This window comes from Streptomyces sp. Inha503, assembly GCF_047215865.1.
GTDB classification, from domain to species: domain Bacteria; phylum Actinomycetota; class Actinomycetes; order Streptomycetales; family Streptomycetaceae; genus Streptomyces; species Streptomyces lycopersici.
Genome location: NZ_CP178360.1, coordinates 9,604,663 through 9,627,987, shown reverse-complemented (window position 1 = coordinate 9,627,987; position 23,325 = coordinate 9,604,663). Strand labels below are relative to the sequence as shown.

Sequence of the window (23,325 nt, the reverse complement as noted above, 5' to 3'; positions counted from 1 at the left end):
TGCGCTACGGCCGCCCGAGACCCCGGGCGACAACGGGGCCGATGTGATCCAGTGCCCGCTGCGTCATCAGGTGGTCGTGGGTACTGGGCACCTCGTGGGTCCGGATGTCTCCCTCGACGTACGGCGCCCAGGAATCAGCCGTACCCCATGCGGCGGTCCGGTGGTCGGTGGGTTCCTCCGTCGCGATGAAGAGGTCCATCTCCCCGTGGAACCGCCGAGGCCGGTGTTCCCTGGCGGCTCGCTCATGCTGCGCGTGGCTGTGGCACAGCGCCGTCAGGATCTCCTCGTCCAGGGAGTGCGCCCCATCCGCCAGGACGTCGAGGAACATGGACCGGAGGTCGCGGTCCTCCGCCTCTGGCAGTGATTCCTCCGCAGGCACGGCCGCCAGGGGGTAGGTGTCGAGCACGGCCAGCAAGGCCACGTCCTCGCCCTCCTCCTGGAGCCGGGTCGCGATCGCATGGGCGACGATGCCGCCGAAGGACCAGCCGAGGAGGTGGTACGGGCCGTGTGGCCGCACGGTACGGATCTGGCGCAGATAGTCCGCGGCGATCTCCTCGACCGTGGCGTGTGGTGTCTCCGTACCGGACAGCCCCCGTGCCTGGAGGCCGTAGACAGGGTGGTCGGCGTCGATATGGCGCAGCAGCCCGGAATAGGGCCAGCTGATCCCACCGGCCGGGTGGATGCAGAAAAGCGGTGCACGGCTGCCGTATGGCCGCAGCGGCAGCAGGACATCGAGGCCCTTGCCACCGTCGCCACTCTCCAGCCTGCTGGCCAGCGCGGCCACCGTCGGCGCCTCGAACACCACCCCCACAGGCAGCTCGACCCCCAGCTCCGACCGCACCCGCGACACCAACCGCGTCGCCAACAACGAATGCCCACCCAAATCGAAGAAACCGTCCTCGACCCCCACCCGCTCCACACCCAGCACCTCAGCGAACAAACCGCACAGCAACTCCTCCACCCCATCCCTCGGCCCGGTGTACTCCAATCCACCGCCACCCTCCGGCACCGGCAACGCCCGCCGATCCAGCTTCCCGTTCACCGTCACCGGCAGCCGATCCAACACCACCCACGCACCCGGCACCATGAACTCCGGCAACCGCCCCCGCACAAACTCCCGCACCACAGCTACGTCACACTCGCCCTCAGCAGGGACCACATACGCCACCAACCGCCGATCCCCCGGACTGTCCTCCCGCACCACCACCGCCACCTGACCCACCGACGAATGGGCGGCCACCGCACCCTCGACCTCACCCAACTCAATCCGGAAACCCCGCACCTTCACCTGATCATCCACACGCCCCACAAACTCCAAAACCCCATCCGACCGCCACCGCACCAGATCCCCAGTGCGGTACATCCGCTCCCCCACCCCACCAAACGGATCCGCCACAAACCGCTCCGCCGTCAACCCCGCACGCCCCACATAACCCCGAGCCAACCCCACACCCGCCACATACAACTCACCCACCACACCCACCGGCACCAAACCCAACCCACCATCCACCACATACACCCGCGTGTTGGCGATCGGACCACCGATGGTCGGTGTTGTTCCGTCCTCAGAGCAACGGGAGAGCGTGGACCAGATAGTGGTCTCCGTCGGGCCATAGACGTTGACGACATCAACCTCACGGTCCCGCAACTCGTGTGCCAGGGCCACGGGCAGCGCCTCACCGCCGGTCAGGATCCGTACACCGGTCAGATCGGCTCGGTGGTGTTCCAGCAGCGCCGCCCACAGCGTCGGCGTGGCCTGCATGACCGTCGTGCCGCTCTCGGTCAGCAGCCGGGACAGCCGTGCCGGGTCGTGGACCTCGTCCCTGGTCGCCAAGACGACCGTGGCACCGGCCAGCAGCGGGCCGAACAGTTCGAGCGCGGCGATGTCGAAGCTGATCGTGGTGACCGCGAGCCAGCGGTCCTCCGGTACCAGGCCCAGCTCGTCGGCCATCCCCACCAGTAGGTTCAGCAGGGACCGCTGTGTCACGGCGACACCCTTCGGACGGCCGGTGGAGCCCGAGGTGTAGATGACGTACGCCGTGCTCAGCGGGTGGGGCGGAGCCATCCGCTCCGCGTCGTCGATGTCGGCGTCCGAGCGGTTCCGCAGAGCGGCCTCGGTCTCGGCGGCATTCAGCGGGAGGCACCGCACCGAGGCCCCGGCACCCGACAGCTTCGCCACTCCGGCCTCGGTGGTCACGAGGGCGACGGGGGCCGCGTCGTGGAGCATGAAGCGGGCCCGCTCGGCCGGTTGATCCGGGTCGAGGGGAAGATAGGCCGCCCCCGTCTTCATGACGGCCAGCAATGCCACGACCATGTCCGCGGACCGTGGCAGCGAGAGGGCCACGACCCGCTCCGGGCCCGCACCGCGCTCGATGAGCACACGGGCCAGCCGGTTCGCCCGCGCGTGGAGTTCCGCGTAGGTCAGTACCGTGCCACCCGCCACCAGCGCGTGTGCCTCCGGGGTGCGCGCCGCTCGCGCCGCGAGCAGGTCGGCCACGGTGGACGACGGTAGGGCGGCCTCGGTGGTGTTCGGCGCGGCCAGGCGCCGTCGTTCCGCCGCGGTCAGCAGGTCGATGGCGGCCAGTGGCCGATCGGGGTCGGCGGCCATCGCCGCGAGCAGGCGTTCCAGACGGCGGGCGAGCGAGGCGACCGTGGAGCGGTCGAAGGCGTCGGGGCGGTAGTCCAGGCGGAGACGCAGGGAACGCTGCTGCGTGGCGACCAGGCACAGCGGGTAGTGCGTGGCATCGTGGCCCTCGACTCCGGCCAACCGCGGCCCGTCGGACGGGGAGCGCAGCGCTTCCGGGTCGAGGGGGTAGTTCTCGAAGAGTACGAGCGTGTCGAAGAGCTGGGGGTGACCGGCCAGGCGGTGGATGTCCGTCAGGCCGAGATGCTGGTGCTCGACGAGCCGGGACGCCTGCTCCTGCGCCCTGGTCAGCAGGGAGGACAGTGATTCGGCCGGGTTCAGGCGGATCCGCACCGGCTGGGTGTTGATGAAGAGCCCGACCATGTTCTCCACCCCGGGCAGCTCCGGGGGACGGCCGGACACGGTGGCCCCGAAGACCACGTCATCGCTTCCGGTGAGTTTGCCGAGGACGATGCCCCAGGCGCCCTGGACGAGGGTGTTGACCGTCCACCCCCGGCCGCGTGCGAGCGCTGTCAGCGCGGACGTGGCCTCCGGGGACAGCTCCGTCAAGACCTCCTCAGGAGGGCGCGAGGCGCCGGACGGGCCCGCGGTGGGAGCGATGAGCGTCGGGCCCTCCACTCCGTCGAGTGCCTGCCGCCATGCGGCCTCCGCCGCGCCCCGGTCCCGCTCGTCCCGTTCGGCTAGCCAGGTGAGGAAGTCGCGGTAGGGAGTGACGGGCGGCAACTCGGCCGCGCCTCCCCGGGTCCGGTACAGCTGGAACAGATCGCGCATCACCACCGGCAGCGACCAGCCGTCCAGCAGCAGATGGTGGTGTGTCAGCAGGAGGTGGTGGCGGTGGTCGCCGAGCCGTATCAGGGTGAGGCGGAGGAGTGGCGGACTGGTCGGTTCGAACCGCCGGTTGCGTTCGGCCGCCGCCACCTCACGCAGCTCCTCGCGCTGCTCCTCACGCAGCTCCTCGCGCTGCCTGTCGACACGTAGCTGCCGATCGCCACCGAGCTGTCCGTCGCCACTGAGCTGCTTGTCGCCACTGGGCTGTCCGTCACCGTCCAGCTGCCGGAGGTCGATCTCCCGCCAGGGGAGCGTCACGGTGGCGGGCACGACCTGGACCGGGCGTTCCAGCCCCTCGTGCCAGAAGCCCGCCCGCAGGTTCGGATGGCGGCGCAACAGCGCCTCGGCCGCCTGGCGCAGGGCGTGGCGGTCCAGCGGCCCGTCGAGGTCGAGGCCGAGTTGGACGACGTAGCCGTCGGTGGTGCGGGCGTCGTAGAGGGCGTGGAAGAGCAGCCCTTCCTGGAGGGGTGTCAGCGGCAGGATGTCGCTCAGCGCGGCCGGTGCGCATGCTGCTTCGACGCGTTCGATGTCGCCCTGGGTCAGCGCGGCCGGTTTCACATCGGAGGGGGTGAGCCCTCCGGCGCCCGGCCGGCCGGCGTGTTCGGTGACGGCCCGGAGGACACGGAACCAGGTGTGCGCGAGGTCGTCCACCTCCCCCTGGCTGAGTGCTCCCTCCGCCCAGGACCAGGTCGCCGTCAGGCAGGGGCCCCGCGAGGTGTCGACGGTGACCGCGTTCAGCTCCAGCACATGGGCCGGTGGCATTCCGGTGTCATCACCGGCCCCCGACAGGACCCCGCCGTCGTCGATGGCCGATGGCATCCACGGTTCCTCGCGGTCGGCCTCGGTGAAGCGGCCCAGGTAGTTGAAGCCGATGTCCGGGGTCGGGAGCGCGGCGAGTCGGGGGCCGGTACGGGGGTTGAGGTGGCGCAGCAGACCGTAGCCCAGCCCTTGGTCCGGTACGGCCCGCAGCTGTTCCTTCACACGTTTGACCGCATGTCCCAGACCGGGGCCCGCGCCGGTGACGTCTTCCCAGGTCACCGGGCCCGCCTCCAGCCGCAGGGGGTAGAGGGTGGTGAACCAGCCGACCGTACGCGCCAGGTCGACGTCGGTGGACAGTCGGTGCGACCGGCCATGTCCTTCTACGTCCACCACCACCGGTTCGCCCGCGACGCCCCGCCCATGGCGTACCCGCCAGGCGTCGACCGCCACCGCGAACGCGGCGAGCAGCACATCCTGCACTCCCGCGTGGAACACCGCGGGGACCCGCCCCAGCAGTGGCTCGGTGTCCGGGGCGGGAAGCCGCAGGGTGAGGCTGGCGGTGCCGGGCCCGGCGGCCACCTCGTCCCGCCAGGACTCGCCCCCGTCCGCAAGGGGCCGTACGTCGGTGAGGGTGCGTACGTCAGTGAGGGTGCGTACGTCGGTGAGGGTCCGCTCCCACCACGGCGACTCGGCCTCCCTGGCGGGAGCGCACGACTCGGCCGTCAGCAGCGCGGCCCACCGGCGGAACGACGTGCCCACCGGCTCCAGCGCCACCGGCCGGTCGGCTACCACCGCATCCCAGGCGGCCCGCAGATCGCGCAGCAGGATCCGCCAGGACACGCCGTCCACCACCAGATGGTGCAGCACCAGCAGCACCCGGCCCGGACGGTCCGGCCCGGCGGCGAAGTACACCGCCTGCCACATCACACCGGACCACGGGTCCAGCCGCCCCCGGGCCGCCATGAACTCCTCCTGGAGCAGCCGCCGCCCTACGTGTCCGTCCGCGCCACCGGACACCTGGCGCACCCGCGCCGCGGTGTCCACGGATCCGGCCGGGGGCACCTCGAGCGACCACCGTCCTCCGTCGCGGTCCGTCACCCTCAACCGCAGCACGTCATGGTGGTCGGTCACGGCCCGCAGTACCCTGCTCAGCCGGTCCGAGCCCGCCCCGGCGGGCACGGTGACCAGCATCGTCTGGCAGAACTCGCCGACCGGGCCGCCACGTTCCCGCAGCCACTCCATGATGGGGGTCGTGGCCACGTCGCCGACCCCGCGGTCCGCCATCGGAGCCAGCGCCCCGGCTCCCTCCGGCGCTTCCGCCACTTCCGCCGCTCCTGCCGCTCCCACCGCTCCCGCCATCTCCGCCACCTCCGCCACCTCCGCCACCTCCGCGACGGAGGCCAGCCCGGCCACGGTCTTCCGCAGGAACACGTCCCGAGCGGTGATCACCACCCCGGCCGACCGCGCCCGGCTGACCAGTTGGATGGAGGAAATGCTGTCGCCGCCCAAGTCGAAGAAGCTGTCCTCGACATCCACCACTGCCACGCCCAGAACCTGTTGGAACAGTCCACACAGGGTCTCCTCCACGGCCGTGCGTGGTGCGCGGCCCGAGGCCTGGGAGGTGAACTCCGGTGCGGGCAGGGCGTTTCGGTCGAGCTTGCCATTGGCGGTGACGGGCAGCCGGTCCAGGACGACGAACGCCGCGGGCACCATGTACTCGGGCACTCGCTCCCGTACGAAGGCGCGCAGCTCCGCCACGTCCGGGACCGCCACGTCCAGACCCGCCGGGGCCAGGACCACATAGGCCACCAGCCGCCGGTCGCCCGGCCGGTCCTCCCGCACCACCACCGCCACCTGGCCCACCGAGGGATGCGCGGCCACCACGCCCTCCACCTCGCCCGGCTCCATGCGGATCCCCCGCACCTTCACCTGCTCATCGGCACGGCCCAGATAGTCGAGCTGGCCGTCCTCGGTCCATCGCACCAGGTCACCGGTGCGGTAGGCGCGGGTACCGGGCGGCCCGTAGGGATCGGCGACGAAGCGCTGGGCCGTCAGCCCGGCGCGGGCGAGATAGCCCCGGGCCAGCCCCGGCCCGGCGATATACAGCTCCCCCGCGACCCCCGGTGGGACCAGTTTCAGCTCGGCGTCCAGGACGTAGGCGGAGGTGTTCGGCAGGGGTGTGCCCGTCAGCGCCGGGCGGGTGAGCGTCTCCTGCCCGGCCGAGTGCCACTCCAGGCAGTAGACCGTGGCCTCGGTCGGACCGTAGACATTCGCTATTCGCGCATCCGGTATGGCCTGCCTGACCTCGTTGAACACACGTGCCGGCAGCCCTTCCCCGGCGAACACCACATCGTGCGCGGCCAGCCGTGCGCCGGAGCCGAGCACCTGCGCCACGATCGACGGCACCCCGCTGATCAGTCCGCCGGACCAGCCACCCCGCTCCACCAGCGCCGGAAGGTGCTCGACGAGCTCGACCTGGCCACCGACCGTCAGCGGTGCGAACAGTTCGAAGACCGAGACGTCAAAGTTCAGCGAGGTCGACAACAACACCGACGACAGCCGCTCGGGCCCAAAGCGCTCCCGGGCCCAGTCCATCAGCCCGACCACGGAGGAGTGTTGCACCGCCACGCCCTTCGGCGTTCCCGTGGACCCTGATGTGTAGAGGACATACGCCAGGTTTCCGGCGGTGAGCGGCCCCAGCCGCTCACGGTCCGTCACGGGGGTGGCGTCCTGTTCGGCACGGGCGCGCACCATGTCCGGGCAGTCGAGTACGCACACCGGCGCGGGGACGGGGGGCGGGGTCGAGGCCGGGGTCGGGGGTGGCGGCGGTAGGAGCCGTACAGTCTCGGAGTCGGCCAGGACCACGACCGGCCCGGCGTCACCCAGCATGAACGCGATCCGCTCGGCCGGGTACGCGGGATCGACCGGTAGATAGGCGCCGCCCGCTTTGAGGACGGCCAGCAGGGCGACGACCGCCTCCGGGGTGCGGGGCAGGCATACGGCCACCACGCGCTCCGGCCCCACTCCCCGGGCAATCAGCACGCGGGCCAGCCTGTTCGCCCGCGCATCGAGCTCCGCGTAGGTCATGACTTCGCCGTCGTAGCTCACGGCGGGTGCGTGGGGAGTGCGGGCGGCTTGGGCGGCCAGGAGGGCGGGGAGGGTGGTGGTGCCGGGTGAGGGGTAGACGGTGATGGAGTTGCCTTGGCTGAGGAGGGTGACGCGCTCGGCGGGGGTGAGCAGGTCGATGTCGGTGACCGGCTGGTCGGGGTCGGTGAGGGCCGTCTCCAGCAGGCGGCGCCACCGCTGGATGAGCGAATCGACCGTCCGCTCGGTGAAGATGTCCGTGTTGTACTCCACCGTGATGTCCAACCCAGCCGGCGTGCCATCGTCCGCGTAACGCTCACCGACGCTGACCAGCAGATCCATCCGCGAAGTGCCCGCACCGACCTGCTCCACCTTCCCCTCCACGCCCGGCAGGTCAAAGCCGCTGTGCCCGGTGTTCTGCAACGCCAGCATCACCTGGAACAACGGATGATGCGCCAACGTCCGCGCCGGATTCAACGCCTCCACCAGATACTCAAACGGCACATCCTGATGCGCATACGCCTCCAAATCCACCCCCCGCACCCGCCCCAACAACTCCCGAAACCCAGGACGCCCCGACATATCCACCCGCAACACCAACGTATTCACAAAAAACCCGACCAGATCCTCCAACACCTCATCCCCACGCCCCGCGATCACCGACCCCAACACCACATCCTCACCCGCACCCAACCGCGACAACACCGCCACAAGCCCCGCATGCAACGCCATGAACAACGTCGCACCCTCCGCACCCGCCACCCCCACCAACCCACCATGCAACCACCCCGGCCACACAAACCCCACCGTCGCACCCCGATGACTCGCCACCACAGGACGCGGCCAATCAGTCGGCAGGGGAAGCTGTTCGGGGATACCGGCCAGGTGGGCGCGCCAGTACTCCAACTGGTCACCCAGCACACTGCCCGGCGCATCAGCCGCACCGAGGGCCTGGCGCTGCCAGAGCGTGTAATCGGCGTACTGCACCGCCATCGGTTCCCACCCCGGCGCCCGGCCCTCCCGCCGCGCCACATACGCCTCCGCCACGTCCCGCCACAACGGCCCGAGCGACCACCCATCCGCCGCGATGTGGTGGGCGACCAGCATCAATGTCCAAGCCGGTTGTGGTTGGTCGGTGATGTCCTGCACCAGGACTGCCCGCAGCGGTAGTTCCTCCGCCAGGTCGAAGGCGTGCCGCACCACCTCGGCCACCGCCCGCTCGGCCTCGGCCCGGCCGCCCACCGTGACCGTCTCCAGACCGGGCCACCGCTGCCATGCTTCTTCCGCCGACAGCACCCGCTGACAGGCCACCCCATCCACCTCGGCAATGAGCGTCCGCAAGCTCTCATGCCGACCCACCACATCCCGCAACGCCCACCCCAGCGCCCCACCATCCACCTCACCCGACAACCGCACCACCAACGGAATGTTGTACGTAGCCGACCGACCCTCCAACCGATACAGAAACCACAACCGACTCTGGGCGAAGGACAACGGCAACCGCTCCGGCCGCCGATCACACCGCACGAGCTCGGGCCGCTCCCGGCCCGCCTGTCCTTCCGCATTCCCGGCCAGCTTGCGGGCGAGTCCGGCCACGGTCGGCGCCTCGAACACCACCCCCACAGGCAGCTCGACCCCCAGCTCCGACCGCACCCGCGACACCAACCGCGTCGCCAACAACGAATGCCCACCCAAATCGAAGAAACCGTCCTCGACCCCCACCCGCTCCACACCCAGCACCTCAGCGAACAAACCGCACAGCAACTCCTCCACCCCATCCCTCGGCCCGGTGTACTCCAATCCACCGCCACCCTCCGGCACCGGCAACGCCCGCCGATCCAGCTTCCCGTTCACCGTCACCGGCAGCCGATCCAACACCACCCACGCACCCGGCACCATGAACTCCGGCAACCGCCCCCGCACAAACTCCCGCACCACCCCCACATCACACCCACCCTCAGCAGGGACCACATACGCCACCAACCACCGATCCCCCGGACGATCCTCCCGCACCACCACCGCCACCTGACCCACCGACGAATGGGCGGCCACCGCACCCTCCACCTCACCCAACTCAATCCGAAAACCCCGCACCTTCACCTGATCATCCACACGCCCCACAAACTCCAAAACCCCATCCGACCGCCACCGCACCAAATCCCCCGTCCGATACATCCGCTCCCCCACCCCACCAAACGGATCCGCCACAAACCGCTCCGCCGTCAACCCCACACGCCCCACATAACCCCGAGCCAACCCCACACCCGCCACATACAACTCACCCACCACACCCACCGGCACCAAACCCAACCCACCATCCACCACATACACCCGCATACCGGCAATCGGCCCACCGATCGGGGGCACGTCCGGACCGGAGAGCTGTCCTGTGGCCGTGACGTACACCGTGGCCTCGGTGGGGCCGTAGGCATTCACCATCCGCCGCCCGACGGACCACCGCTGGACCAGTTCTCCCGGACATGCCTCAATCCCGATGATCAAGGTGCGGAGGTCAGGGAAGGCGCCATCGGGAATGCTGCCCAGCACGGTCGGCGACATGACGGCGTGGCTGATGCGTTGGTCCCGCAGCACGACGGCCAAGTCCTCGCCCACCAGCGTCCGGGCGGGCGGAACGATCAGCGTGGCCCCGGTGGCGACGGCCATGACCAGCTCCATCATGGACACATCGAAACCGGGTGAGGCCAGTTGCAGAACCCGGCTCCCCTCGCCCACGTCGAACCGGTCGGCCTGTGTCAGTGCCAGGCTCGCGATCCCGGCATGCGGCACGGCGACCCCCTTGGGGGTGCCGGTGGAGCCGGAGGTGTAGATGAGATAGGCCGGGTGCAGGGGATGCAGAGGGTGCACGCGGTCCGCGTCGGTGACATCGGAGCCAGACAGGGCGGCGATCGTGTCAGCGGTGTCCGGGTCGTCGAGCACCACCGTAGGAACGTCCTCGCAACCCAGATCGCCGAGGGCGCGGCTGGTCGTCGTCACCACCGCGAGAGGGCGCGAGTCGCGCAGCGTAAAGCCGATACGGGACGGCGGGTACGCCATGTCGATCGGCAGATAGGTGGCGCCCGACTTGAGGACCGCCAGAACCGCGATGACCATGTCGAACGAGCGTGGCACCGCCACGGCCACCACCGCTTCCGGCCCGGCTCCACGCCCGATCAGATACCGAGCCAGCCGATTCGCCCTTACGTCGGCTTCCTCGTAGGTGAGGCATTCGTCTCCCCATTCCACGGCGGGTGCGTGGGGAGTGTGGACGGCCTGGGCGGTCAGCAGGGCGGGGAGGGTGGTGGTGCCGGGTGAAGGGTGGGCCGTGGCGGGGTTGCCTTGGCGGAGGAGTGCGGTGCGCTCGCCGGTTTCCAGTAGGTCGATGTCGGTGACCGGCTGGTCGGGGTCGGTGAGGGCCGTCTCCAGCAGGCGGCGCCACCGCTGGATGAGCGAATCGACCGTCCGCTCGGTGAAGATGTCCGTGTTGTACTCCACCGTGATGTCCAACCCAGCCGGCGTGCCATCGTCCGCGTAACGCTCACCGACGCTGACCAGCAGATCCATCCGCGAAGTGCCCGCACCTACCTGCTCCACCTTCCCCTCCGCACCCGGCAGGTCAAAGCCGCTGTGCCCGGTGTTCTGCAACGCCAGCATCACCTGGAACAACGGATGATGCGCCAACGTCCGCGCCGGATTCAACGCCTCCACCAGATACTCAAACGGCACATCCTGATGCGCATACGCCTCCAAATCCACCCCCCGCACCCGCCCCAACAACTCCCGAAACCCAGGACGCCCCGACATATCCACCCGCAACACCAACGTATTCACAAAAAACCCGACCAGATCCTCCAACACCTCATCCCCACGCCCCGCGATCACCGACCCCAACACCACATCCTCACCCGCACCCAACCGCGACAACACCGCCACAAGCCCCGCATGCAACGCCATGAACAACGTCGCACCCTCCGCACCCGCCACCCCCACCAACCCACCATGCAACCACCCCGGCCACACAAACCCCACCGTCGCACCCCGATGACTCGCCACCACAGGACGCGGCCAATCAGTCGGCAACGGAAGCTGCTCAGGAGCACCCTCCAGCTTGACCCGCCAGTACTCCAACTGGCCACCCAGCACACTGCCGGGTACATCAGGAGAGCCCAATATTTCCCGTTGCCAGAGGGTGTAGTCGGCATACTGCACCGGCAACGGCTCCCACCCGAGTGCCCGGCCCTCCCTCCGCGCCTCATAAGCACAAACCACATCCCGCCACAACGGCCCCAGCGACCACCCATCCGCCGAAATGTGATGCATCACCAACACCAGCGTGCATTCAGCCCCCGCCAACGCAGGCTCGCGCACCATCACCGCCCGCAGCGGCAGTTCCTCCGCCAGGTCGAAGGCGTACCGCACCACCCCGGCCACCGCCCGCTCGACCTCGACCCGGCCGCCCACCGTGACCGTCTCCAACCCCGGCCACCGCTGGCACGCTTCCTCCACCGACAGCACCCGCTGACAGGCCACCCCATCCACCTCGGCAAAGAGCGTCCGCAAGCTCTCATGCCGACCCACCACATCCCGCAACGCCCACCCCAGCGCCCCACCATCCACCTCACCCGACAACCGCACCACCAACGGAATGTTGTACGTAGCCGACCGACCCTCCAACCGATACAGAAACCACAACCGACTCTGCGCGAACGACACCGGCAACCGCTCCGGCCGCCGATCACACCGCACCAGCCCCGGCCGCTCCCGGCCCGCTTGACCCACCGCGCCCCTGGCCACCCGACGAGCCAGCCCGGCCACCGTCGAGTCCTCAAACACCGCCCCCACCGGCAGTTCGACCCCAAGCTCAGACCGCACCCGCGACACCAACCGCGTCGCCAACAACGAATGCCCACCCAGATCAAAGAAGCCGTCCTCGACCCCCACCCGCTCCACACCCAACACCTCGGCGAACAGACCACACAACGCCCGCTCCACCGCCGTACGCGGCCCACGTCCCGAACCCGCCCCCCGCGCCTCCGGCACCGGCAACGCACGCCGATCCAGCTTGCCGTTCACCGTCACCGGCAGCCTGTCCAACACCACCCACCCACTAGGCACCATGAACTCCGGCAACCTCCCCCGCACAAACTCCCGCACCACCCCCACATCACACCCACTCCCAGCAGCCACCACATACGCCACCAACCGCCGATCCCCCGGACGGTCCTCCCGCACCACCACCGCCACCTGACCCACCAAAGGATGCGCACCCACCGCACCCTCCACCTCACCCAACTCAATCCGAAAACCCCGCACCTTCACCTGATCATCCACACGCCCCACGTACTCCAAGGACCCGTCCGACCGCCATCGGCCCAGGTCCCCGGTGCGGTACATCCGCGCTCCGGAGCCAGCCCCAGGCCCAGCCCCAGCCCCAAGCCCAGCCCCAGAGAGGGGGTTCGCCACGAACCGCCCGGCCGTCAACCCGGGACGGCCCAGATAGCCCCTGGCCAGGCCCGCCCCGGCCAGATAGATCTCCCCCGCCACTCCGGTCGGCAGCGGTCGCAACCACGCGTCCAGGACATACACCTGCGCGCCAACGACCGGTACGCCGATGGTGGGCGCCCCACCGGCCGGCGCATGGCGTCCGGCTTCCAGGGCACCGGCCGTGGCCCACACCGTCGCCTCGGTGGGGCCGTACGCGTTCACCATCCGCCGCCCAGGCGCCCACCGCCCGACGAGTTCAGGGCCGCATGCCTCGCCGCCGACCAACAGCGTTCGCAACGAGGGGAGTTCGGATGTCGGCATACCGGCAAGAACGGTCGGCGAGATCAACGCATGAGTGATCCCACATCGCCGGATCACCCCGGCGAGCTCCTCGCCCGCCAGGACCCCCGACCGCTCCGGAATGACCAGCGCGCCCCCTGAAGCCCATGCCATCAGGAACTCCATCACGGAGGCGTCGAAGCTCGGCGACGCCAACTGCAAGATCCGCGCAGAGGGGTCCAGAGCGAACCGTTCCACCTGGGCGGTTGCCAGCCCCGCGATGCCGGAGTGGGTGACCACCACGCCCTTGGGACGCCCGGTCGACCCCGATGTGTAGATCACGTAGGCCGCGGCGGCCAGGGGCACCGACACCGCCGGGGAGGTGGTCGGCTGCCGGCGGATGTCGGACATCGTCTCCGGCGTGTCCGTCACCACGGTGGAGACGGCCGCACTCGGCAGTGACTCCGCGAACGCGCTCCGCGTGACCACCGCGCTCACCGCGCTGTCGGCCAGGACGAAGGCGATCCACTCGGCCGGATAGGCGGGGTCGACCGGCAGATACGCCGCGCCGGTCTTCAGTACGGCGAGTGCCCCGACCACCATGTCCACGGAACGGCCGAAGGCCAGCGCCACGCGCGACTCCGGCCCGACACCGCGCTGGGTGAGATGGTGGGCGAGTTGGTTGGCTCGGGCGTCGAGGTCCGCGTACGACAGGTGGAGCCCTCCGCACTCCACGGCGAGGGCGTCCGGGGACCTGCGCACCCGGTCCTCGAAGAGCGCACCGAACGACAGCCGTGGCAGATCCGGCCGCTCCGTGTCATTCCATGCCACCAGGGTCCGGTGTCGCTCGGCGGCGTCCAGTATGTCGATGCGGCTGATCGGCGCGTCCGGGCGCGCCACCACATCGTCCAGCACCCGCAGAAAGCGGTCGGCGAGCCGTTCGGCGGTCTCCTGGTCGAAGAGGTCGACGGCGTACTCCAGCGCCCCGTCGAGTCCGGTGTGCGTCCCGCCGTGGCCCTGGCGTGCGTTGACCATGAAGGCCAGGTCGAACTTGGCGGTCCGCGCCTCCGGCCATTCCAAGGTGACCGTGGTGCCCGGGAGCGCGAAGTCCCGATCCCACGCGGTCTGCAACGCCAAGGACACCTGGAACAGCGGGTGGCGGGCGAGCGTGCGCTCCGGATTGAGCGCTTCGACCAGCTGCTCGAACGGCAGCTCCTGATGCGCGTAGGCCGCGAGGGCGGTGTCGCGGACCCGTTCGAGCAGTGTCCGGAAGGATGGGTCGCCGGAGGTGTCCGCACGCAGCACCAGCGTGTTGACGAAGAAGCCGACGACGTCGTCCAGCGCCTCGTCGGGACGTCCGGCGACAGGGCTGCCGATCGGAACGTCCGTGCCGGCTCCCAGACGGGTCAGCAGGGCCGCCACGGCCGCCTGAAGCACCATGAACACACTCGCGTCGGCCTCACGGGCCAGAGCCGCCAGTTTGCCGTGCGTCTCGGGGCCGACCTCGAACGCGATCCAGCGCCCTCGGTGGCTGGCCACCGGGGGGCGGGGCCGGTCGGTGGGCAGCGGGAGCTGTTCGGGAATCCCCGCGAGATGGGTACGCCAGTAGTCCAGTTGGTCGGCCAGCGCACTGCCCGGCGCATCAGCCGCACCGAGCACCTGGCGCTGCCAGAGCGTGTAGTCGGCGTACTGCACCGCCATCGGCTCCCACCCCGGCGCCCGGCCCTCCCGCCGCGCCGCATACGCTCCCGCCACGTCCCGCCACAACGGCCCCAGCGACCACCCATCCGCCGCGATGTGATGCACGACCAATGCCAGTGTGCATACGGGACCCGACGCGATCTCCCGTACCAGGACTGCCCGCAGCGGCAGTTCCTCCTCCAGGTCGAAGGCGTGCCGCACCACCCCGGCCACCGCCCGATCGGCCTCGGCCCGATCGCCCACCGTGACCGTCTCCAACCCCGGCCACCGCAGGTCGGCCTCCTCCACCGACAGCACCCGCTGACAGGCCACCCCATCCACCTCGGCGAACAGCGTCCGCAAGCTCTCATGCCGACCCACCACATCCCACAGCGCCCGAGCCAGCGCCTCGCTGTCCACCTCACCCGACAACCGCACCACCAACGGAATGTTGTACGTGGCCGACCGCCCCTCCAACCGATACAGAAACCACAACCGACTCTGCGCGAACGACACCGGCAACCGCTCCGGCCGCCGATCACACCGCACCAGCCCCGGCCGATCCCGACCAGCCCGACCCGCGCCCCTGGCCACCCGACGAGCCAGCCCGGCCACCGTCGGCGCCTCGAACACCACCCCCACCGGCAGCTCGACCCCAAGCTCCGACCGCACCCGCGACACCAACCGCGTCGCCAACAACGAATGCCCACCCAAATCGAAGAAACCGTCCTCGACCCCCACCCGCTCCACACCCAGCACCTCAGCGAACAAACGGCACAGCAGTTCCTCGGCCCCATCCCTGGGCCCGGTGTACTCCGTTCCACCAACCTCCGGCACCGGCAGGGCCCGCCGGTCCAGCTTGCCGTTCGCCGTCACCGGCAGCCGGTCCAACACCACCCACGCACCCGGCACCATGAACTCCGGCAACCGCCCCCGCACAAACTCCCGCACCACCCCCACATCACACCCGGCCCCGGCAGGGACCACGTACGCCACCAACCGCCGATCCCCCGGACGGTCCTCCCGCACCACCACCGCCACCTGACCCACCAAAGGATGCGCACCCACCGCACCCTCCACCTCACCCAACTCAATCCGAAAACCCCGCACCTTCACCTGATCATCCACACGCCCCACGAACACCAACCGACCCCACGCATCCCACCGCACCAGATCCCCCGTCCGATACATCCGCTCCCCCACCCCACCAAACGGATCCGCCACAAACCGCTCCGCCGTCAACCCCACACGCCCCACATACCCCCGCGCCAACCCCACACCCGCCACATACAACTCACCCACCACACCCACCGGCACCAAACCCAACCCACCATCCACCACATACACCCGCGTGCTGTCCGTGCCACGGCCGATCGGTACCACCTCGGCGGCCGATCCGTCCCTCGCCACCCGGTGGTAGGTGGCGATCATCGTGGTCTCGGTGGGGCCGTACGCGTTCACCACGGCCGTGTCGGGGCAGGTGTCGGTCACCCGCCGCACCGCCGCGAGGGAGGCGGCCTCGCCGCCCGTCCACACCTCCTGGACGTTCGCGAAGAAGTCGGGTGACTCATCGGCGAGGCTGTTGAACAGTGCTGTGGTCGCGAAGACGCCCGTGACGCCATGCTCGGCGATCGCCTTGGCCATGGAGGTGGTGTCGAGCGGACCATCGGGCATCAGGACGAGCTTGCCGCCACGGAGCAAGGGGACCCAGAGCTCGTAGGTGGACGCGTCGAAGGCGAGGGGCGAGTGCACCAACACGCGGTGGTGTGCACTGCTGTCGAACGCCTGGTCGCGGGCCAGCGCCACCAGCGCATGCTGTGTGATCACAACGCCCTTGGGGGTGCCGGTCGAGCCCGAGGTGTACATCACATACGCCGGATGCGATGGACGCAGTGGCGCCAGACGATCCGCGTCGGTCACCTCGCCATCCGGATGGCCCGCCACCTCACGCACGGTCTCCGGGTCATCCAGCACCACCACCGGGACGTCCAACGACGGTAGCCGCCCCGCCACATCACCTGTCGCCACCACCAGCACCGGCCCGGCATCCGCCACCATGAACCGCACCCGCTCCGCCGGAAACTCCGGGTCCACCGGTACGTACGCGCCACCGGCCTTCAACACCGCCAGCAACACCACCACCAAGTCCACCGAACGCGGCACCGCCACCGCCACCAACCGCTCCGGCCCCACCCCACACCCCACCAAAAACCGCGCCAACCGATCCGACCGCGACCCCAACTCCTCAAATGACAGGGCGGCTTCGTCACACACCACGGCAACCCGCTCACCCAACACCGCCGGCACGGTCCCCGACGGCACCGTCCCGCCCCCGCCACCGCCCCACCCCAACAACTCCCGACGCTCCGCCGCCGACACCAACTCCACGCCGCCCACACACCGCCCCGCGTCCACCACCACCGCCTCCAACAAGGCGGACAGCCGCCGCAGCACACTCTCGACCGTGGCGCGGTCGAACACATCGGCGCGGTAGTCCAGTCGGAGACGCAGCGTCTCGCCGGGGAAGACGACCAGGCTGAGCGGGTAGTGGGTGCCGTCGTGACCGCTGATGTCGGTCACCCGGAGGCCGGTTTCCGGTGGGCAGACGGCGTCCGGGTCCATGGGGTAGTTCTCCACCACGACGAGCGAGTCGAAGAGCCGCGGATGTCCGGCCAGTTGGCATACCTCGGTGAGGCCGGTGTACTGGCGTTCCAGGAGACGGATGTGCTCCTTCTGCACCCGGGCGAGCAGCGCGGCCAGGCTCTCGTCCTGGTCGAGTGTGATCCGCACCGGCACGGTGTTGATGAACAGTCCGACCATGCTCTCGACGCCCGGGAGCTCCGGTGGCCTCCCGGCCGTGGTGATGCCGAAGACGACGTCGGCACGGCCGGTCAGGCGGTGCAGCATGATGGCCCAGGCGCCCTGTATGACGGTGCCGAGGGTCAGCCCGTGGTCGCGTGCCCAGCCTTCAAGCCGCGCGGTGAGGTCACCGGGGAGTTCCAGTGCGGCCCGGTCCCGCCGGGCCGGGCGTGCCGGGTTGGTGGCCGGGGCCAGCAGCGTGGGTTCCTCGACCCCGGCCAGAGCCTGCCGCCACCCTTCCTCGGCGGCCGCGCGGTCCCGCGCCGCGAGCCAGGCGAGGTAGTCCCGGTAGGGGGTCACCGGCGGCAGGTGGCTGTCGTCGCCTTCGCGGGCGTAGAGCTCGAACAGTTCCTGGAGCAGGACGGGATAGGACCAGCCGTCGAGCAGGATGTGGTGGTTGGTGAGCGCGAGGACGTGGCGGTCGACCCCGATACGGATCAGGGCGAAGCGGAGCAACGGGGGGTCGGTGGGGTCGAACCGATGGTTTCGCTCGTCGTCCAGGACACGCTCGCATGCGGCGTGGCGCTCGGCTTCGGCTTGGGCTTCGACCTCACCTTCAGCTTCAACTTCGGCTTCGGCTTCGGCGGTTGCGGTGAGGTCGATCTCCTCCCACGGCAGCTCGATCTCGCGGGGGATGACCTGGACGGGCTGGTCCATCCCTTCGTGCAGAAAGGCGGCGCGGAGGTTCTGGTGGCGGTCCAGGAGCGTTTCGGCCGCCGCCCGGAGTGCGGCCGGGCGCAGATGCCCGTCCAGCCGGAGCACGATCTGGACGGTGTACCCGTCGCTACCGCTTCCGGTATGCACGGCGTGGAAGAGCAGCCCTTCCTGCAAGGGCGACAGCGGCAAGACGTCGAGCAGTCCTGACTGTGTCATCGCTTCTTCCTCCACGCTGCCTCGAGTCGGTCGATCTGGTCCTGGTTGAGGTTCACCAGGGGGAGGTCGGAGGGTGTGTGGCCGCCCGCGTCCGGGCGTTCGGCATGCGCCGTGATGGCCTTCAGCACGGTGAACCAGGCCTGCGCGAGGTCGCTCACCTCCTCCTCGGTGAGCGGCCCACGGGCCCACGACCAGTGCGCCATGAGGTGCGGGCCGTCGGAACCGTCGTACGTGACGGCGTTCAGCTCCAGGGCGTAGGGCAGCGGCGCGTCGGCGTCCGCGCCCGCCATGAGCGGCCCGCTCGTACCGTCCCCGGCGGGTGTCCACGGCGCCGCGCCGCGCGGTGCGGCGATGCGGCCGAGGTAGTTGAACCGGGTGTCGGGCGTGGGGAGCGCGGCGAGGCGGGGCCGGGTGCGGGGGTTGAGGTAGCGCAGCAGGCCGTAGCCGAGTCCCTGGCCGGGGAGGGCCCGCAGCTGCTCCTTGACGCGCTTGACCGCACGGCCGAGCGCGGGGCCGCCACGCCGGACCTCCTCCTGGTCCACTCGGCCCGGTTCCAGCCGGACGGGATAGAGGGCGGTGAACCATCCGACGGTGCGCGAGAGGTCCACCTCCTCGGCCAGTGGGTGTGAGCGGCCGTGTCCTTCCACGTCCACCACCACGGGCCCGCCGGCGGCGCCCCGGCCGTGGCGCTCCCGCCACGTGTCGAGGGCCACGGCGAACGCGGCGAGCAGTACGTCGTGCACACCGGCGTGGAACACCCGGGGCACTCGGGTCAGCAACGGCTCGGTGTCCTCGGCGGGCATGGGCAACGCCATGTTTCCGGCGGTCCCGAAGGTGTCACGGCCGCCGCTGGTCCGCTCCGCCACCACGGGCCGTACATCGGCCAGGGCCTCCTCCCAGTGGCGCAGCTCCCCCTCCCGAGCCTCCGTATTCGCCTCGGCGGCCAGCAGTGCGGCCCAGCGGCGGAACGACGTGCCGACTGGTTGCCACTCCACGGGCCGTTCCGCCGCCACCGCCGCCCAGGCGGCCGCCAGGTCCGGCAGCAGGACGCGCCAGGAGACACCGTCGACCGCCAGGTGGTGGATGACCAGCAGGAGCCGCCCCGGATGCCACGGCCCGGTGTCGAAGTGCACCGCCTGCCACATCACCCCGGCCCTCGGGTCGAGGCGGCCACGGGCGGCGGTGAACTGCTCGGCCAGCAGGCTTTCCGGGGGGCGGTCGTCCGTGGTCTCGATACGGCGCACCCGCTGCGCGGCCCGTACGGTTCCCGCCACGGTCACCTCGGGCGACCATGCCCCGTCGGGCCGGTCCGCCAACCGCAGCCGCAGCGCGTCGTGGTGGTCGGTCAGGGCCTGTAGAACGTCCGCGAGTTGCGGGGTACCGGCTCCGGTGGGTGTGGTCATCAGCATCGCCTGGCAGAACCCGTCGACCGGGCCGCCCCGCTCACGAAGCCACTCCATGATGGGGGTCGGTGTCACCCGTCCGATCGGGACATCGGCCGCCTGGTCACGGGCCGAACCGGTCGTGGGCGTCGCCGTGTGCGCCAGCCGGGCCACCGTCTTGTGGGCGAACACATCGGCCGGAGTGATGACCAGCCCAGCCGCTCTGGCCCGGCTGACCAGCTGGATGGTGGAGATGCTGTCCCCGCCGAGGTCGTAGAAGCCGTCCTCGGCCCCCGCCCGCTCCAGGCCCAGCACCTCGGCGTACAGACGGCACAGCGTCCGCTCCACGGCCGTACGTGGCTCACGACCCGAACCAGCTCCACGGACCTCCGGCACCGGCAGGGCCCGCCGGTCCAGCTTGCCGTTCGCCGTCACCGGCAGCCGGTCCAACACCACCCACGCACCCGGCACCATGAACTCCGGCAACCGCCCCCGCACAAACTCCCGCACCACGGCCACATCGCACCCGGCCCCGGCAGGGACCACGTACGCCACCAACCGCCGATCCCCCGGACGGTCCTCCCGCACCACCACCGCCACCTGACCCACCAAAGGATGCGCACCCACCGCACCCTCCACCTCACCCAACTCAATCCGAAAACCCCGCACCTTCACCTGATCATCCACACGCCCCACGAACACCAACCGACCCCACGCATCCCACCGCACCAGGTCCCCAGTGCGGTACATCCGCTCCCCCACCCCACCAAACGGATCCGCCACAAACCGCTCCGCCGTCAACCCCGCACGCCCCACATAACCCCGAGCCAACCCCACACCCGCCACATACAACTCACCCACCACACCCACCGGCACCAAACCCAACCCACCATCCACCACATACACCCGCATACCGGCAATCGGCCCACCAATCGGTGCGGCACCGTCGGCCTCGCCCTCATACCACCCCGCCGTCGCGTAGACCGTGGCTTCCGTCGGGCCGTAGGCGTTGAGCACCCGGCAGCCGGGCAGGGCGTCACCGATGGTGCGGGCCCCCGGGCCCGACAGCGCCTCCCCGGCGCAGACCACGACGCCCGGGAAGTCCCGTGGCCCGATGGCCTTCGCGACCTGGGCCAGGGCCGAGGGGACGCCGCTCACCAGGCTCGCTTCCGGCCGGTGGGGCAACCGCTCCACCAGGGCCACGGCGTCGTCCACGATCTCCACCCGTCCACCGCACGCGAGCGGCGCGAACAGCTCGAAGGCGGACACGTCGAAACTCGCCGAGGTGGACATCATCACGTGGGAGAGGGCTCGCGTCCCCAGGGTTTCGACGGCCCACGCGATGGTGTTGACCAGGCTCTGATGGGACACCACGACGCCTTTGGGGGTGCCGGTCGAACCGGAGGTGTACATCACATACGCCGGATGCGATGGACGCAGCGGCGCCAGACGATCCGCGTCCGTCAGCGCCGCGCCCGGAAGCTCATCCACCTCCCGCGCCGTCTCCGGATCGTCCAGCGCCACCACCGGAACGTCCAACGACGGCAGCCGACCCGCCACATCACCCGTCGTCACCACCAAGACCGGCCCGGCATCCGCCACCATGAACCGCACCCGCTCCGCGGGATACCCGGGGTCCACCGGTACGTACGCGCCACCGGCCTTCAACACCGCCAGCAACACCACCACCAAGTCCACCGAACGCGGCACCGCCACCGCCACCAACCGCTCCGGCCCCACCCCACACCCCACCAAAAACCGCGCCAACCGATCCGACCGCGACCCCAACTCCTCGTAGGCCAAGGCAACTTCACCGCACTTCACCGCAACCGCAGCACCGCCGGACCGCACCACCCGCTCGCCCAACACCCCCGGCGCCGCCCCCGGAGCACCGCTCCCCCAACCCAGCAGCGCCCCACGCTCCGCCGCCGACACCAACTCCACGCCACCCACACACCGCCCCGCATCCACCACCGCCGCCTCCAGCAAGGCGAAGAGGCGCCGCTGGTGGTCGGCCAGATCCTGGGAGCTGTAGAGGTCGGCGTTGCCGTTCAGGTCGATGCGGATTCCGCCGTCGGGCTGTTCGTAGGCCATGACCGACACATCGGGGATCGGGCCGTTGGCCAGGTTGTGGTGGGTGGCCCGGCACTCGCCGAACTCCAGGTCCCAGTCGAACGACATGACGTTGACCTCGGGCCCCACGAGGGCCGGAACGCCCCCGGTGAGATGGAGGTCGCGGGCCAGATCCTCGCCACGGTAGCGCTGGTGCGACAAGGCCATACGGACTTCCCGGGAAAGGCGTCGCAGGACATCGGTCCAGGTCGTCGCGGCGCTCAATTCCACGCGGAGCGGAAGTATGTTGGCCAGCGTTCCGGGAGTACGGCGGGAAATCGGGTCCTTACGCGCCGAAACGGCGAAGCCGAGTGCGATGTCCGCCGCCCCGGTCAAGCGGTGCAGATAGACCGCGACAACAGCGGTCAACACCACCGACCAGTGGGTCCGGGCGGCGCGCGCCGCTTCTCTGAGGCGGTCGGCCTCATCAGCCCCGATCAGGGTGGTATGGCGCAGGAAATCGCTGGGTTCGGTGCCGGGCTCGGTGGTGAGACGCGCGGCCTGGGGCGGGGAGGCAAAACGCTCCAGCCAGTACCGGCGGTCACGCTCGAATTCCTCGGATTTCCGGTACTCGGCTTCCTGGTCGAGCAGTGCGGCCAGTGAAGAGAATGGGGACTCACCGGCGGGTTCGCCTTTGTGAAATGCCGTGTAGAGTTCGGCGACCCGGCGGGCGAAGAGCGTGCTGCCCGCTCCGTCGGTCACGATGTGGTGATACCCCTGGTACCAGACGAACCGATCCGCCGCCGTCTTGATGAGGGCGAAGGAGAACAACGGACCGTGCGCCAGGTCCATCGGCGTCCTGAGTTCCTCGCGCATCCACCGTTCGGCGGCGGCCCGGGGATCGGGGCCGTGGCTCAGGTCGAGGGTCCGCAGTGCCCAGTCGCCGGGCGGGCCGAGCACCTGATGGGGCACGCCGTCGATGCCGCCATCGATGTCTCCGCCGATGTCGCCGTCGATGTCCGGGAAGCGCGCGTGCAGGGTGTCGGCCTCGGTGACGGCTCGGCGCAGGGCCGATTCGAAAAGGGCGGGGTTGAGAGGCCCATGGATCTCGACATACTGGCCTACCTGGAATTGCAGACCATCCGGATTGATGCGCTGCGCCACCCAGATCTCCCGCTGGGCAGCGGATAGCGGGTAGCGAGCCCCCTGAGGATTGCTAAACCCTCGAGGATGGCGAGACCCATTCATTCCCCCGTCTTGCACGAGCACCACCCATTGCTTAATATCGGGTCACTTCCCGGGCAGCAGCACCGAATTACTTTTGAAATACTCATGTCATTTTGCATCGGGAGTCTAACCCCGCCGCTATATCGCTACAAGACTCATGGGCAGGCCTGGGGTCCC

The 23,325-nt window shown here is 69.9% G+C and carries 2 protein-coding genes; both read right to left on the bottom strand.

The genetic code is table 11. From position 1 onward, the window contains the following. Positions 1 to 4: 4 nt before the first annotated feature. Positions 5 to 18,487, bottom strand: coding sequence for a non-ribosomal peptide synthase/polyketide synthase (locus tag ACJX2R_RS40815; protein ID WP_413104171.1), 18,483 nt, complete (start codon positions 18,485 to 18,487; stop codon positions 5 to 7). Then, a complete protein-coding gene (locus tag ACJX2R_RS40810) occupies positions 18,484 to 23,169 on the bottom strand; it encodes an amino acid adenylation domain-containing protein (protein ID WP_413104170.1) in 4,686 nt (1,561 codons plus the stop codon). Before ACJX2R_RS40810 ends, ACJX2R_RS40815 begins: the two co-directional genes overlap by 4 nt. Between the last annotated feature and the right edge of the window lie 156 nt (positions 23,170 to 23,325).